At 40.0% G+C, this 15,520-nt stretch carries 13 protein-coding genes; 10 read left to right on the top strand and 3 right to left on the bottom strand.

Annotated features, from left to right (window positions below):
- The first annotated feature begins 143 nt into the window (after positions 1-143).
- The 3 genes from mltF (at position 144) to ppk2 (ending at position 3,352) form a co-directional block, all read left to right on the top strand.
- The gene (gene mltF / locus BQ7314_RS00690) at positions 144-1,493 is read left to right on the top strand and encodes a membrane-bound lytic murein transglycosylase MltF (protein WP_174481785.1); all 1,350 of its coding nucleotides are present in this window, start codon (positions 144-146) and stop codon (positions 1,491-1,493) included.
- 408 nt (positions 1,494-1,901) lie between these two features.
- A complete protein-coding gene (locus BQ7314_RS00685) occupies positions 1,902-2,297 on the top strand; it encodes a flagellar basal body-associated FliL family protein (RefSeq protein WP_174481784.1) in 396 nt (131 codons plus the stop codon).
- Between the two features lie 230 nt (positions 2,298-2,527).
- A complete protein-coding gene (gene ppk2, locus BQ7314_RS00680) occupies positions 2,528-3,352 on the top strand; it encodes a polyphosphate kinase 2 (protein ID WP_174481821.1) in 825 nt (274 codons plus the stop codon).
- 308 nt (positions 3,353-3,660) lie between these two features.
- On the opposite strand, the gene BQ7314_RS00675 is transcribed toward ppk2, so the two are convergent.
- A complete protein-coding gene (locus BQ7314_RS00675) occupies positions 3,661-6,534 on the bottom strand; it encodes an insulinase family protein (RefSeq protein ID WP_174481783.1) in 2,874 nt (957 codons plus the stop codon).
- Between the two features lies 1 nt (position 6,535).
- A complete protein-coding gene (locus tag BQ7314_RS00670; protein ID WP_174481782.1) occupies positions 6,536-7,645 on the bottom strand; it encodes an ATP-grasp domain-containing protein in 1,110 nt (369 codons plus the stop codon).
- Between the two features lie 135 nt (positions 7,646-7,780).
- Here BQ7314_RS00670 and pssA point away from each other — a divergent pair, with 135 nt between their 5' ends.
- The 4 genes from pssA (at position 7,781) to rimI (ending at position 11,580) form a co-directional block, all read left to right on the top strand.
- Positions 7,781-8,539, top strand: a complete 759-nt coding sequence (gene pssA, locus BQ7314_RS00665; protein WP_174481781.1) for a CDP-diacylglycerol--serine O-phosphatidyltransferase — start codon at positions 7,781-7,783, stop codon at positions 8,537-8,539.
- A gap of 208 nt (positions 8,540-8,747) precedes the next feature.
- Complete coding sequence (locus tag BQ7314_RS00660) at positions 8,748-10,280, top strand: 2-isopropylmalate synthase (protein ID WP_174481780.1); 1,533 nt, start codon at positions 8,748-8,750, stop codon at positions 10,278-10,280.
- A gap of 80 nt (positions 10,281-10,360) precedes the next feature.
- The gene (locus tag BQ7314_RS00655) at positions 10,361-11,002 is read left to right on the top strand and encodes a uracil-DNA glycosylase (RefSeq protein WP_174481779.1); all 642 of its coding nucleotides are present in this window, start codon (positions 10,361-10,363) and stop codon (positions 11,000-11,002) included.
- Positions 11,003-11,016: 14 nt separating this feature from the next.
- Positions 11,017-11,580 (top strand): ribosomal protein S18-alanine N-acetyltransferase, encoded by a 564-nt coding sequence (gene rimI / locus BQ7314_RS00650; protein WP_090715243.1) that lies wholly within the window; start codon positions 11,017-11,019, stop codon positions 11,578-11,580.
- Between the two features lie 85 nt (positions 11,581-11,665).
- On the opposite strand, the gene hslO is transcribed toward rimI, so the two are convergent.
- Positions 11,666-12,541 carry an Hsp33 family molecular chaperone HslO gene (gene hslO / locus BQ7314_RS00645; protein ID WP_174481778.1) on the bottom strand — a complete coding sequence of 292 codons (876 nt, stop codon included), beginning with the start codon at positions 12,539-12,541 and terminating at the stop codon, positions 11,666-11,668.
- A 116-nt stretch (positions 12,542-12,657) separates the two neighbouring features.
- On the opposite strand from hslO, the gene queC reads away from it, so the two are divergent.
- From queC to BQ7314_RS00630, 3 genes are all read left to right on the top strand, one after another.
- Positions 12,658-13,335 carry a 7-cyano-7-deazaguanine synthase QueC gene (queC, locus tag BQ7314_RS00640; RefSeq protein WP_174481777.1) on the top strand — a complete coding sequence of 226 codons (678 nt, stop codon included), beginning with the start codon at positions 12,658-12,660 and terminating at the stop codon, positions 13,333-13,335.
- Between the two features lie 148 nt (positions 13,336-13,483).
- Positions 13,484-14,701, top strand: a complete 1,218-nt coding sequence (locus tag BQ7314_RS00635) for an FAD-dependent monooxygenase (RefSeq protein WP_174481776.1) — start codon at positions 13,484-13,486, stop codon at positions 14,699-14,701.
- A complete protein-coding gene (locus BQ7314_RS00630; RefSeq protein ID WP_174481775.1) occupies positions 14,698-15,462 on the top strand; it encodes an ABC transporter permease in 765 nt (254 codons plus the stop codon). The genes BQ7314_RS00635 and BQ7314_RS00630 overlap by 4 nt, the downstream gene beginning before the upstream one ends.
- Positions 15,463-15,520: the final 58 nt, after the last annotated feature.

Raw genomic sequence — 15,520 nt, 5'->3', positions numbered from 1 at the left:
AGCGCAAAGCTTAATAAGTAGGAAATGTTTCTGATTGCAGGGATAATGGCGGATTAATATTGAGTAGATTAATTGATAATGGTGGGTTACAAAGGAAATTTACAGGTAGCTCGACATTTTAATGAGATAAAATAGAAAAGAGAATGATAAAAAAATTACTGTTGTTGATAGCGACTGCTGTCTTATTAAGTGCTTGTAGTGAAAGCGATCCAGTGATGAAGGATATTCGTAAGCAAGGCAAGTTAATTGTTTTGACGCGTAATGCTCCAACAACTTACTATCTTGATGCTAATGATCGGCCTGCTGGTTTTGAATATGATTTAAGTAAGGCATTAGCTGATTCTTTAAATGTTGACGTGGAGTATAAGCTCTATGACAATATTGAAGAGATTATGGCAGCAATTAACAAAGGCGAGGGACATATTGTTGCGGCAGGCTTAACGCAAACAGATAGCCGAGCCCTGAATCAAAACTTTGGCCCAGGATATAAGACAGTACAGCAGCAAGTAGTTTGTCATCGCAAAGTTAATATGCCTAAAGAGGTAAGCGATTTACTCGGACGTTCACTATTAATTATTGCCGAAAGTAGTTATCAAGAGTCGTTACTTGAACTAAAAGTAAATTATCCTGAATTAAAGTGGGAAGCGACCAGCGACTTATCCACAGAGCAAGTACTAGAAAAAGTGGAAAATCGTGAGGTAGACTGTACGGTAATTGATTCTAATATTATGTCGCTTAATCGCCGTTATTATCCTAATTTAATGGTTGCTTTCCCTCTTTCTGAGGAGCAGGAATTAGCTTGGATGCTACCTATTGATGTAGGTTATTTTAAACAGTATGTGGAAGATTGGTTTGCTCAGATTGAGCAAAACTCAACACTTAATATTATTAATGAGCGCTATTATGGCTATGTCGATATTTTTGATTTTTATAATAACCATGTCTACCTGAAACGAATTACCAGTAGATTGCCAAAATATAAGGCAGCTTTTAAAGCAGTTGCCAAGCAATATCAGTTGCCGTGGACTTTATTGGCTGCTCAATCTTATCAAGAGTCTGGGTGGAATGCAGCAGCACGGAGCCCTACAGGTGTTAGAGGGCTGATGATGCTAACTCAAAATACCGCTAAAGCAATGGGGGTTGCTCAGCGTACTGATCCAATGCAAAGCATTAAAGGTGGCGCTAAATACTTGGATAAAATGCTAAAAAGAATTCCTGAAGATGTGGCTAATGCTGATCGTGTCTGGTTTGCTTTAGCCGCATATAATGTCGGCTTTGCGCATTTACTTGATGCTCGCGCCTTAGCTAGGCAGTTGGGTAAAAGTCCTAGTACCTGGCATGATTTGAAAGAAGTGCTACCTTTATTAAGTCAAAAAAAATATTACAAGAACTTGAAATACGGCTATGCACGAGGTGCTGAGCCAGTTAAATATATAGATCGAATACGCTATTATCAAGATGTATTAGTAAATACTTTAAGCCGCGAGGGTTGAGATATATTTTTATGCAGGGGCAAGGTCACTGCCATTAAGTTAAGGAATTAGCTCATTGGGGTGCAGTGCTTTAGCCTGCTTTCATGGCTGAAAATAGCAGGCTAAAGCACTGCACCCCATATTCTTTGCTCTTAACTTAATGGCAGTGAGGGGCAAGGTATATTCGAATCTCTAGCCGTTTATATGCGGCGGCTTAGGTTGTTTATAATCCAGCCCTAAGATTTTAGTGAATCGTTAGCAGGTTATTGTATTTACTTGTGATTTTACTATATCAAGGCCCTGTAGAATAATGATAAGTTATAAAAAATAGTATACTGTATTGTTTGTAAATTATTACTGGCCTCATAGCTGTAAGGCTTATTTTGGGGCTACTGTATTAGGATTGTTTTTTTAAAGTGGAGAATTATTGTGCGTATTTTTTTATTATTATTAAGTTTGTGGTGCTTACCTAGTTATGTGTCTGCGGGAGAAGATGAAGCGGCAGAGCCTGTAGTAGAATATCTAGAAATGAAGCCTAAGTTTACAGTTAATTTGGCAGAGCCGAAAAAGTATTTACGGGTAGATGTACAGTTAATGGTTGAAGGTGCTAAGGCGATAGAAAAAGTTAAAAAGCATTTTCCAGCAATACGGCATGGTTTGATTATGCTCTTTAGTGGTAAAGCTGCTGCTAATTTACAAACGATGGAGCAGCGTGAAGCGTTACGAGAAGACGCATTAAAAGTGGTTGAAGATACGCTGGAAAAACATGCAAAAAACAAAGATGGCTTAAGAGATCTATTTTTTACTGAGTTCTTAGTACAATAATTTAGTTTAGTGCTTTTATAAGCTGTTTTGATGATGTCCTCCTAATTTACTTAAGCAGAAGCCTAATTATTCTGTGGAGCTAAGTACTGTTGTGAATAAATTAAATTCAGTGGTAAAAGGCTAAAGCCTTACTTTTTGAGCTGTTTATACTACAATTAAGAGATTGGTAAATGTTTTAGGAAGGAGAAGGGAATGGCGAGTAAAGAAGTAAAGAAGTAAAGAAGAAAAGTATAGAGAAAAAAATAGACAGTAAAAATGAGGGTAAGGTACAGGTCTGGATCAAAAAAGAAACGATAGAGTATGAACAAGAGTTACATAGGCTTCAAGTTGAATTACTAAAATTTCAGAATCACGTTAAAGAAAATGGCCTGAAAGTGCTGATGCTGTTTGAAGGTCGTGATGCTGCTGGTAAGGGTGGGACGATTAAAAGAATTACTGAGCATTTAAACCCGCGTGGGGCAAAAGTGGTCGCTTTGGAAAAACCATCTGATACAGAAAGAACGCAGTGGTATTTTCAGCGCTATATTCAGAACCTACCTTCTGCGGGTGAAATGGTTTTATTTGACCGCTCTTGGTATAACCGAGCAGGTGTTGAGCCGGTAATGGGGTTTTGCTCTGAAGTTGAACATAAAGAGTTTCTAAGAGAGGTACCTGAATTTGAAAAAATGTTGGTTAATTCCGGTATTATTTTTATTAAATTTTATTTCTCAGTAAGCAAAAGAGAGCAAGCCAGACGTTTTGAAAAAAGAATCACAGACCCTCTAAAGCAATACAAAATTTCTCCTGTAGACCAAGAAGCGCAAAGGCTTTGGGATAAGTACACGATTGCTAAGTATTCGATGCTGTTATCGACGAATACCCCTTACGCGGAATGGACGGTTATAAAATCGGATAATAAGAAAAAAGCACGTATTAATTGCATTAAACATATTTTGTCTCACGTGGAGTACCCGAATAAAATTTCAGATGATTATTTGCAGGAAGACCACGAGATTTTAGTTAATGGTGCTGATGAAATAAAAAGAATGGAAATTAATATGAACAAAGCGGTTTAGGTCGCTTGTTGTCACATTATGTTATTTTTGCAGTGTCATTAAAATTGTGTAATGGTCAAGTAAAATAGGCCACTTGCTTAGGTCTATTTCTTGTGGAGCTTACACTCAAATTCTAAGAAGCTTTGTTGGTATAGTTTTTACGCTCTACACATGATAATGCTATAGCTGAGGCGCGTTTGTTACGAGCCTTACGGCTTAATTGATCTAAAACTAGCTCCCTACGCTACTCTTGCTCCAACGGCTAAAATGATTATAAACGGTTTGCTAGGGTTGGCATTTATGCGCCAACCCCATAGCTTCTGATAAACTTACAGCTTATCGTGTTCGCGTTTAAACAAATCATTATCTGTTATCGGCTGCACATCCGTAAAATCTTCTTTAATAAATTTCGTACCTAAGGCATAACTACGGAATTGACGAGGCTTATCAATTAACCAGCTTTTATACGCTTGAATTAGGTTGGTCTTATCAATCATTTTAACGGCGGCGGCAATGCGTTCTTGCGTGTCAAAATTGTCGTTTTCACGGTCAATTTCTAGCCAGTTTCTATAGCTGCGTTTTTGTAGGTTTTTATCCTTTTCGAGAAGGCGGGTGATTAAACCTGCTTTATAGGTTTCTAATTCTTCTGTAGGTAGGTTTTCTAAATCCTGTAAAAAAGAAATAATAAAGGTTTTAATTCGACTCTCTATTTCAGGCGCAGAAATAACTGGTGATTGTAAAATAAAAATTAAGCCAGGCACGTCTTTCATTGATAATGCTGCTGCGCCAAGGTTATAGCCTAATTGTTGGCGCGTGCGTAAATCAGCAAAGAAAGCAGAAGCAATAATACGCCCTAATAATTGCATTTTTGCTTGGGCTGCTATTGATTTGTCTGGTGCTTGGAAATATAACGCTAAAGCGGCATCTTGATTGTCGATGGGTAGGTGGTGTGCATTTAAAGAACTTTCTTTAAGCTGAATCACTCTAGCTGCAGGGACTTTAATGACTTTTGTAGATAATGCTAACTGAGTATGAATAAAATCAGCAATCTGCTGAGTTTCTTGCGCGTCTGTATTACCTTGAATGAATAAGGTTGGCTGTAATTGCTGTAAAAAACGTGCGGAGAACTCCTGTAAATCCTGCTTGCTTAGTGTGCTTAGTGCGGCTAATTTTTGCTCATTAGTCCAATGATTTTCTACTAGTGTGCGCTTAATATCAGCAAGAATTTGCTGAAAGGGCTGCTGTTTTTGCGCATTGCTTAAGCTTTGTTGGTAGCGATTTTTTAAGATGCTAAAGCGCTGTTCTGTTATTTCAGGGTTTTTGAGTGCTGCGATAATACGTTCAAGGAGTATCGGTTGTTTTTGGTCATACCCTGATAGGGATAGGCTTAAACCCCGCTCGGTTGCATAAATAGAGTATTGTAATCCCGCTAATCTAGCTGGATAAGCATAGCTATTTAACTGTTTGGTAATAATAGAGGCTAAAAGGGAACTTAGCAGTGCATCGCGTGGAGATTTATTGGCAATAGGTGAGTGTAAGGCAAGAAAAAGATTGCTGCGAGGTACATTAAAGCTAGTATCTAATTGATGCCAAACTTGCATGCCATAGCTTTGCGGGATCAGTTGTGGGCGTGTTACTTCTGTCGTTGCTTTTTTTAGTTGCAGTTGGTCTGGAATAAAAGGGTTGGGGAGGGGCAGTTTTAATGCGGGATTGATAGCTGAATTTGACCAGCGTGCTATTTGTTCTGAAGGGATTGGCATTATTGCATAATCCACATGGTAGTTCTTTTCCGTTTGATTGGTACTGACATCTTGGTTATTTAAGGCAATAAGCACGCGCTCAGGGCTTAATAATTGCAATAAAGACTGTGTTAGTTCTGGTTCGCTATGTTCCATAAGATAAGCACCGCGTAGCACATCTTGAGGCGCATAATACTGTAAGTTGCGGGCAAGCCCCGTCACAGTATGGCTAGCATCGCGTTTTTCTTGGTAACGGAATTTTAATTGAGCTTGTTTCTGTTGCTCTTGATACAGCCATTGCTGCATTTCAGACTGTTGTAAAAGCCGAATATACTGGAAAACAATATCACTAATATCATCAACATGCTGTAGTCCTGCATGAGTTAGATTAATGCCAAGGTAGAGACTAGATTCTTGGGCATTATTGCTGAAACCGGTAGAAGCACTCATCTCATCTGCCCAGCCTTTTTCTTTTAAGAGCGCTAAAATACTGCCTTCGCCCTCGTGACCGAGTAAGGATTGAAAGTAGGCGCTAGGTTTAGTGCGGTAGTGCGATTGTACTTCCGGTAGGGGGAACGTAAAGGTTAATTCACGCTTTTCCTGCAAGGATTTAATATTGATTTTGTGCGCCATTTGTTCGGCATTGAGTAATGGCTCAGTAAAAATTGCTTTGTTGCTATGGTGGTTAGGAATGGCTGAGAACTTAGTCGTTACCCATTTTTTTAAGACGGGCAAAGGTTCGTTAGCTAATACGACTAGGCGCATCAAATTAGCTGAGTAATGTTGCTTATAAAAGCGTAGTAAATCATCGCGTATAGCTTGCTGAGGTCTATCGGCTAAGGTTGTTAGATTACCGACACTGAATTTTGCATAGGGGCTTTTAGGGTTAAACGCTTGTTGCATGGCAGCATAAAAGCGACGATTTTCAGTTTTTATTTTGCCTAAATATTCTGAGTGTACAGCATTTTTTTCGCGTTCAACAAACTCAGGATTAAATAAAGGCGCAGTAAAAAACTGGCTAAAACGATCCAGCATTGGCTCTAAAGAGGCGTTTTCTATATCGAAAAAGTAGTTAGTATGTTCTTTGGCCGTAAAGGCGTTTCTGGAGCCGCCATGTTGAGCAATAAACGTTTGGTATTCGTCAGGATCAGGATATTTCTCTGTTCCTAAAAATAACATATGTTCTAAGAAATGAGCGAGTCCCGCGCGGTCTTCTGGGTCGCTAGCGCTGCCGATAAAAACATCTAAAGAAGCTGCGGCTTTATCGCTATCTGGGTCAGAGATAATAAGAGCTTGTAGCTCATTATCCAAGGTAAAGACTTGATATTTCCGGTTATCATTTTGGCTTTGAATAATAGGGGGTAACTCCATTTGTTGGGTATTTTTTAGAGGCGAGGAGGTTAAGCTACAGGCGCTACTAAGTAAGGCTGGTACAAAAATAAAAGGTTTTAAAAAAGTATACATATTATATTAAATTGCTTAATTTAAGCTGGCTAAAGCCACCATTAGGGGTGCGTAAATTGGTTACTTGGCCTTGATAAATTCGGGCGCAAGCGGTGAGAACCGTATGTCGATAAACAAACAGCCGAAAATCGACTTTAAATTGTGTGCCGTCGTTTGTTCTGATAATAGAGGGTTTAATGCGTTCTTGCACTAATGTTGTCTGCGGGTCGAAACCATTAAATTTACCTTTGGTTAATTTTTCACCTATATACACACCTCGGCTGGCATAACTCGTCGTTGGTTTAAAGACTAATTTTTTACGCTCAGACCATAAAGTATCTCGGTCTAGTGTATGTAAAAGCTGTGTTTTAGGGATCGCTTGTTGTAGGCGTTGGGCTACTTTTGGCTTGAGTAAATCATTTAAAAGTGTTGATTGTGACCAGTCGGCCATACGTTGTTTATCAGCTAATAGACCATAAACACGAGGGTTGGGCGTTAAGCACACGGACTGTCGTTGCCATGCTTGCGCAACGATTTGCATTTCTGGCGTTGTTAAGTAAAAGTCACAATGACGATTATAAATGAGGTCTATGCGTTGCTCTTGATAATAGAGTTTTGAGTTGCTGGTATTGATTTCACTAGGGTCAATAATCACGCACTCAATCCCTGCTAGTTTAAACAATTGCGCAAAGGCTTGCATTTCTGGATAAAGAAACTGCTGTTCGGGCACTTGATCAATAATAGCAATCAACTTAGGTCTAGCCTGTAAATCTTGAGTGAACAGCTGATATTCTTGAATAAAAGTGTCGAGTAATTGTCGGGCTAATTTATCAGGAAGCGCTTGATTAAGTGGGTCTTCAATGCCACAAGCAAACCATAAACCGCCAGCATTAGTATTGACCTCAATTAATTTGACCTCTTGATTTTCAGTGGTATGAAAATCATAGCCCATTAATACTGAATAATTTTGTACCTTAATTTGAGCTGAGTTAGCCAGTTTAGGCAGTTTGTTAGGGTAGTAAGGGTTTTCGCTGAGCTCTTGTAAGTCATGTATGACGCGAAGCATCTGTTTAAGAGCGTGGCGCGATAAATTGACTGTATGCGGGCTGATGCCATGTTGTATATTGTCCATATTGCTTGGTATTTTTACATGGAAATGTCTTAAATAAAATATCTGATTGGCATCCTAGGTTTTTCTTTTTAGAGGCGCTGTAAATACTATACAATAGACAACATTTAATTTTAGCGCTTTATATTGATATTACTCATGACTCATCCGAATCAGAACAGCTCAAAAGTACGTAGTCGTGGCATTTACTTATTGCCTAATTTATTTACTACTGCGGCATTGTTTTCAGGCTTTTATGCGATTGCTTCCGCGATTAGTGGCCGCTATGAAACTGCTGCTATCTTGATTTTTGTGTCTTTGGTACTCGATGGCTTGGATGGCCGTGTCGCAAGGATGACCAATACTCAAAGTGACTTTGGTGCCGAATACGATAGCATGGCAGATATGATTTCTTTTGGCGCAGCACCTGCTATTGTCATGTATTTATGGTCCTTATCCTCTTTAGGGCAAGTAGGTTTAATTGGTGCTTTTGTGCACTTAGCGGGCGGCGCTTTACGCTTAGCGCGTTTTAATACGCAACTTGCGACGCAAGATAAAAATTATTTCCAAGGCTTACCCAGTCCTGCTGCCGCTTCTCTTTTGGCGGGTTTCGTCTGGGTCAGTGAAAAATATCAATACGGTGCGGAAAATTTACCTTGGCTCGTACTTATTTTAACGGTTACGACAGGTTTATTAATGGTCAGTAACTTTCGTTACCATAGCTTTAAAGATATTAACTTTAAAGGAAAAGTACCTTTTGTGGTGATGATTTTTGTAATGTTAGGTTTTGCTATTACCTTGTCTAATCCTGCGACTATTTTATGTTTGTTTTTCTTTGCTTATGCTTTGTCAGGCCCTATTGTTACGATTGTCTTAATGCGTCGTAAGCGCCAGCAATCGCGTCGCAATCAGCCGTAATCGCTTTAAAAGGTTATATTATGAACTCTATAATAGTTTTAAAGCATACAGGGGTACTCAGTAATCACTTTGTTTGTGTCTCGGTAGGCGTGCAGATAAACAATCTGCCCTAGTGGGCATATTCCTCTTATATTTTCTAATTTTTGCATTTCTTCAATTTTATACCGTTGACCTATAAGGTCAGTGGCTTCCATGAATGGAACTTGTTATGAAAGATAAATTAATCATTTTTGATACTACTTTGCGTGATGGTGAGCAAAGCCCTGGTGCGTCAATGACGCGTGATGAAAAAGTAAGAATTTCTCGTGCCCTAGAGCGCTTGAAAGTCGATATTATTGAAGCAGGGTTTCCTGCCGCGAGTGAGGGTGATTTTACTGCGGTGCAAGCCGTTGCTGAAACAGTAAAGAACAGTACTGTATGTGGTCTTGCGCGTGCGTTAGATAGGGATATTGATCGTGCAGGTGAGGCTTTAAAAGGCGCGGAACGTTCGCGTATTCATACCTTCATTGCAACATCTCCTATCCATATGCAGATGAAGTTAAAAATGGAGCCTGAGCAGGTTATTGAATATGCGGTGCGTGCAGTTAAGCGTGCGCGGCAATATACTGATGATGTCGAGTTCTCTGCTGAAGATGCAGGACGCTCTGATGAGGATTTTTTATGTCGTATTTTAGAGGCTGTGATTGATGCGGGAGCGAGCACTTTAAATATCCCTGATACGGTGGGTTATAGTATTCCTTCTGAATTTGGTGCGACGATTGCGAGTTTAATGCAGCGTATTCCTAATGCAGATAAAGCGATTTTTTCTGTGCATTGTCACAATGATTTAGGTATGGCAGTTGCCAATTCTTTATCTGCGGTAATGAATGGTGCGCGTCAAGTTGAATGTACGATTAATGGCTTGGGTGAGCGTGCGGGTAATGCCTCGTTGGAGGAGGTGGTGATGGCGATTAAAACACGTCATGATGCTTTTAACTGTGAAACTCGCTTAGATACTCGTGAAATTTTGACCTGTTCAAAATTGGTGTCTAGTATTACTGGATTTCCTGTACAGCCAAACAAAGCTATTGTTGGCGCGAATGCTTTTGCGCATGAGTCGGGTATACATCAAGATGGTGTATTAAAGAATCGTGAAACTTATGAAATTATGCGTGCTGAAGATGTAGGCTGGTCCGCTAATCGTATGGTTTTAGGTAAGCACTCAGGACGTAATGCGTTTAAGAGTCGGATGACTGAACTAGGTTTTGAATTTCATACTGAATCAGAATTAAATGATGCGTTTTATCGTTTTAAGCAATTAGCCGATAAAAAGCATGAAATTTTTGATGAAGATTTACAAGCCTTAATTACCGAGGTAAGTGCTGACGCTGAAGATCATTTTAAGTTAATTGCCTTAAAAGTATGTTCAGAAACAGGCGAAACACCTCAAGCATCAGTTACTGTTAATGTGGATAAGAATGAGTTAACAGGGGGTGCGGCAGGCAGCGGAGCTGTCGATGCAAGCTTGAAAGCTATCGAGTCTATTGTTCAGTCGGGAGCAGTACTGGAGCTTTATTCGGTTAATAATATTACTAATGGCACTGATGCTCAAGGGGATGTCACCATCAGGTTAGCTAAGGGTGGGCGTGTTGTTAATGGTTTGGGTGCTGATACCGATATTGTGATTGCATCTGCAAAAGCTTATATTAGTGCTTTAAATAAGCTAGAGGATAAGGGCGTTAAGAAGCATCCGCAGGTTTAATGTAATTTGGAGTAACTTATTTATGTACCCCCATTTTTATAAGGGTCTGCGGACTGTTACATAATAAGTGCCAATCTTTTATGGATAATACAACGCGATTACAGTATTTAGCGGCTATGGGTATTGATGTTTGGGTGCCTCGTTATGTTGATGAAGGTGCTGCAGCGCAAGAGGATAGCTGGGAGGTCTTAAATGCAGAAATGCAAGCTTGCCAGCTATGTGCTCTTAGTCACACGCGGCAACAAGTTGTTATCGGCTCAGGTAATCAGCAGGCGGATTGGTTTTGGGTAACTGAAGCACCTAGTTTGGAGGATGAGCAGCAGGGAGAGCCTTTTGCTGATAATACGAGTGAGTTATTTATTGAAATGCTCCGTGCTATACAATTAAACAGGGATGAGATATTTATGACTCATATTGTAAAATGCAGGCCAGTTGACGATCATGATCCAAAAGTAGCTGAATTAAATGCTTGCGCACCGTTCCTGGCGCGACAGATCAGCTTAGTCCAACCTAAGATAATTATTGCTGTAGGGCGTATTGCTGCACACCAATTATTGCAGAGTAAAGCAAGCTTGGGTGAGTTACGTGAAACAAGCTATGAATTCTCAGGTATTCCATTAGTTGTGATGTACCATCCCGCTTATTTGTTACGTAGTCTGACGAAGAAACGTGAGGCATGGCAAGATATGCAGCGGGCTTTAAGTTTTTTTTCCAAACAATAATAACAAAAGTAATAATGATAAAGCGTGTGTTTAATATAGTAAAAGGCCTTGTAACTTATGATGCCGATCGTGAATTTTATGCCAAAGTATTTCCTGATACACTAAATAGAGTGGATCTTATGCGTTTTCGTAAAATGTCCAAGACTGACTTGCCTGAGGTGTTGGAAATAGAGCGTGCTGGATATAATTATCCTTGGGCAGAGGGGGTATTTCATGACTGCTTAAAGGCGGCTCATTATGATTGCTGGGTGTGTGAAGATGCAGAAAATAAAATGGTTGCTTTTTGCATTGTTTCCACCGCAGTGGGCGAGGCCACTGTGCTTAATTTGTGTATTTCTCCTGATGAGCGCAAGCAAGGGTTAGGGGGAAAATTTATGCGCCATATTATTGAAACTGCACAAGATAGAAAAGCGGAAAGTGTGTTTTTAGAAGTACGCCCATCAAATACAGCGGCTGTCGCTTTGTATGAAAGCCTAGGTTTTAACGAAATTGGTATGCGTCCGGGTTATTATAAAACAGAAAATGGCGAGCGCGAAGATGCGCTGATGATGGCTTATACACTGCTTCCAAGTGAGTAATAAGATTTGGATGCAAATGTGGCAGGGGCTTTTAGTCGCGACTTGTATGACACTTGCGGCTAACAGTCCCTCCCACAGACATTCCTTAATGTTTTGTTTCTGAGCCTTTTATAACAGGATTTTGGGCAAAAATCCTTTCTACATCGGCCTTGTTAAAACTATATTTTGCACTGCAAAATTCACAATCGGCAACAATCGTATCTTGCTCGACTAATAGCTCATTAACTGCCTCACGGCCTAAAGAAAGCAAAGTCGATTCGACTTGCTCGGGTGAGCAATGACATTTAAAACTGACGGCTTCTGGTGCAAATAAACGCACTTGTTCCTCGTGGAATAGGCGATGTAGCATGTCTTCGCAAGAAAGCGTTAATAATTCCTCTTCTGAGATCGTGTTGCTTAAAGCCTCAATACGCGCCCAGTCTTCCTGGTCTTGTTCACCTTTTTCAGAAGGCAGTTCTTGGATTAAAAAACCAGCAGCTTGGTGCTCATTAGCGCATAACCAGAGACGTGTTTTTAATTGTTCTGATTGCGCGAAGTAGTTTTCAACTGCACCAGCAAGGTGTTCGCCTGTTAGTGGTACAATGCCTTGGTAAGGTTCGCCTTCTTTAGGCTCAATAGTCAGTGCAATATAACCTTCGCCTAAGAGGTTCTGTAAACTGTCGTCAGGTACCGTGTCTGCACAACGAATCCAACCGCGAATTTCATGATTATTGGTGCTTTGTGCGACCATAGATTTTATTATACCCTCGCCTTGTACCTGTAAAATAAGCGTACCACCAAATTTAATGGTAGCCGAAAGTAAGGCGGCAGCAGCGAGTGCTTCACCTAATTTTTGCATGGCTGCTTCAGGGTATTGGTGGTGTTGTTTTGCCGCTTGCCAGCTTGCGGTTAAGTTTAACCATTCACCACGTACGGCTAAGTCATCAAATAAAAAGCGGCGTAAAACGTCTGTTTCTTTCATAAGTTATATCGAGATCTATTTGCATAATGACCGCATTATACGCTTAATTCATTCCCTCTACTAAGCCCATATCAGTATAATAAGGTGGATAGAAACAATTTATTATTTTGAGTTATATGACAAAAAAAGCAATTATTTTATTATCCGGTGGTTTGGATTCGGTGACCGTCTTAGCGATGGCTAAACAGCAAGGTTATTCTATTTATGCATTGAGTTTTGATTATGGTCAAAAACATAATGCAGAGCTAGCATCTGCACAGAGAATAGCGCAGCACTATCAAGTACTGGAGCATAAAGTGATTACTTTAGGTTTAGGTTCAATTAGTGGTTCGGCCTTAACAGATGCGGCCTTGACTGTCCCCATTACACCGCAAGAAGGTATTCCGGTAACTTATGTACCCGCTAGAAATACAATTTTTCTTTCCTTTGCACTAGGTTGGGCAGAAGTGATTGATGCACATGATATTTTTATTGGTGTGAATGCCGTGGATTATTCAGGTTATCCTGACTGTCGTCCAAAATTTATCGAGGCATTTCAAGCACTAGCTAATTTAGCGACTAAGGCAGGTGTTGAAGGGCATGAAATTAAAGTTCATGCGCCCCTTATTAATATGAGTAAAGGCGACATTATTCAACAAGGGACTCAGCTTGGTGTTGATTATGCTAAAACAGTTTCTTGTTATGCATCAAGTCCTGAAGGTTTTGCCTGTGGTAAATGTGATGCTTGTCGCTTAAGGAAAATAGGTTTTGAGCAAGCAGGTATAGCTGATCCAACACCTTATATAAAAGCTTAGTAAACACAAGAGATAACACTCAACTCTAAATGTTGTGCCACTGAGCATCATTACCATTACACTAAGGGTATATAACTAGCGCGCGATAAATCTACAAATTACGCAATGGTATAATAAATAAATCAGTTGCTTGCTTGGGAAGAATTATATGAATGAAGAATTTGATGTTTTGATTGTTGGTGGCGGCATGGTGGGAGCGACAGTTGCTTGTGCTTTAGGGGGGAGTGAGCTAAAAGTCGGGTTGGTCGAGCAGTCTATGCCTGAAGCATTTTTAGCTGAACAGCCCTATGACATGCGCGTTTCTGCACTTAGCATTGCCTCTAAAACAATTTTAGAATCAGTGGGTGCATGGAAGACTGTGATTAATATGCGCAGTTGCCCTTTTAAACGCATGCGCGTCTGGGAAACAGCGGGTGATACCGAATTTAATAGTGATGCGATTGGTTATGACGCACTGGGGTATATTGTTGAAAATCGAGTCACGCAACTGGCTTTATTGCACAGAGCAAAAGAATTTTCCAATGTACAATTATTGTGTCCAGCAAGTATCAAAAGAATTCATTATGCAGCCGGTAAGGGCAGTGTTGAACTAGACGATGGCCGCAGCCTTTCAGCGAAAGTGATGGTGGGTGCAGATGGCGGGCAATCTCGTGTGAGACAAACTGTCGGCTTAGGTGTGACGAGTTGGGATTACCAGCAGCATGCAATGGTGATTAATGTGGAAACTGATTATGAGCAGCAAGATATTACTTGGCAGCGTTTTGTGCCTACGGGACCTCAGGCTTTCTTACCTTTAGCAGGGCATTATGGCTCTATTGTTTGGTATAACACGCCAGATGATGTGCAGCGTTTGAAAGCTTTGCCAGAAGCAGATTTACTGGCTGAATTAACGGTGACTTTTCCTGAGTGTTTAGGAAAAATCAATAAAATCCTAGGTGTTGCGAGTTTTCCATTAAAACGGCAACATGCACAAGAATATGTCAGGCAAGGTGTCGCTTTAGTAGGTGATGCGGCGCATATGATTAACCCTTTAGCGGGGCAAGGTGTCAATATAGGTTTATTAGATGCGGCAATGCTGGCTGAAGTTTTACTTGAGGCGAATGATAAAGGAAAAAATATTGCTGATTTAGCTGTGCTGAAACGCTACGAGCGCTTGCGCCGTAATGAAAATTTAAAAATGATGACGGTAATGGATTTATTTTATCGTGTCTTTAGCAATAAGGTACTACCCGTTAAAATTTTCAGAAACTTAGGCTTAGGCTTAGCTGAGCGTATTACCCCATTAAAAAACAAAGTAATGCGTGGAGCGATGGGCTTGGAAGGACGTTTGCCTAAATTAGCGAAAGGTGAAACGATTATTTCATGAACAATTCAGTTGCTTTAAGAACACTTTTATTCAAAGAAATACGTCGTTTTGCACGCATTTGGCCACAAACTTTATTGCCTCCTGCGATCACTACGTCCTTATATTTTTTGATTTTTGGTAAGTTAATAGGTGAGCGTATTGGTGTGGTTAATGGTGTAAGCTATATGAATTATATTGTTCCTGGTGTGATTTTAATGTCGGTCATTAGTCATTCATACTCTAATGTCGTCTCGTCTTTTTATTCGACAAAATTTCAGCGGCATATTGAGGAACTGTTGGTTGCCCCAGTTTCCAATTGGGTTATTCTGGCAGGCTATATTGGTGGCGGAATAGCACGAGGGGTATTAGTGGGCTGTGTAGTGACTGCAATCTCCCTAATGTTTACAGAGATTACAGTGGTCAACTGGTGGGTCGCTGTCAGTGTGTTTGTCTTAACTGCGACTTTATTTTCTTTGGCTGGGTTTATTAATGCAATTTTTGCTGATAGTTTTGATGATATTGCTATTATTCCTAATTTTGTATTAACACCACTAAGTTATTTAGGTGGTGTTTTTTATTCAGTTTCAATGTTACCTGATATTTGGCAAAAAATAGCGATGGTTAATCCTATTCTATATATGATTAATGCTTTTCGTTATGGCTTAATTGGTGTATCCGATGTAGATGTTTATCTGGCCGTGATGATGACGGTTGGTTTTATTGTATTACTGATTGTTTTTTGCTTAATTTTATTGGCGAAAGGGGTCGGTATTAAGAATTGACTGAGGGTAAGTGTTTGGCGATTCTATAAAATTCGGATAGAATTGAAAGCTTTTACAC

It is taken from the genome of methanotrophic endosymbiont of Bathymodiolus puteoserpentis (Logatchev), assembly GCF_900128525.1.
In the GTDB taxonomy this organism is placed as follows: domain Bacteria; phylum Pseudomonadota; class Gammaproteobacteria; order Methylococcales; family Methylomonadaceae; genus Methyloprofundus.
The sequence above is the reverse complement of the archived record's forward strand: the minus strand, read 5'-3'. Positions and strand labels throughout refer to the sequence as shown.

Excerpts from the sequence above, each read along its gene's own strand:
- hslO (WP_174481778.1), bottom strand. The coding sequence starts at position 12,541 with ATGAAAGAAACAGACGTTTTACGCCGCTTTTTATTTGATGACTTAGCC.
- BQ7314_RS00630 (WP_174481775.1), top strand. The coding sequence starts at position 14,698 with ATGAACAATTCAGTTGCTTTAAGAACACTTTTATTCAAAGAAATACGT.
- mltF (WP_174481785.1), top strand. The coding sequence starts at position 144 with ATGATAAAAAAATTACTGTTGTTGATAGCGACTGCTGTCTTATTAAGT.
- BQ7314_RS00675 (WP_174481783.1), bottom strand. The coding sequence starts at position 6,534 with ATGTATACTTTTTTAAAACCTTTTATTTTTGTACCAGCCTTACTTAGT.
- BQ7314_RS00660 (WP_174481780.1), top strand. The coding sequence starts at position 8,748 with ATGAAAGATAAATTAATCATTTTTGATACTACTTTGCGTGATGGTGAG.
- queC (WP_174481777.1), top strand. The coding sequence starts at position 12,658 with ATGACAAAAAAAGCAATTATTTTATTATCCGGTGGTTTGGATTCGGTG.
- pssA (WP_174481781.1), top strand. The coding sequence starts at position 7,781 with ATGACTCATCCGAATCAGAACAGCTCAAAAGTACGTAGTCGTGGCATT.
- rimI (WP_090715243.1), top strand. The coding sequence starts at position 11,017 with ATGATAAAGCGTGTGTTTAATATAGTAAAAGGCCTTGTAACTTATGAT.
- BQ7314_RS00670 (WP_174481782.1), bottom strand. The coding sequence starts at position 7,645 with ATGGACAATATACAACATGGCATCAGCCCGCATACAGTCAATTTATCG.
- BQ7314_RS00655 (WP_174481779.1), top strand. The coding sequence starts at position 10,361 with ATGGATAATACAACGCGATTACAGTATTTAGCGGCTATGGGTATTGAT.
- BQ7314_RS00635 (WP_174481776.1), top strand. The coding sequence starts at position 13,484 with ATGAATGAAGAATTTGATGTTTTGATTGTTGGTGGCGGCATGGTGGGA.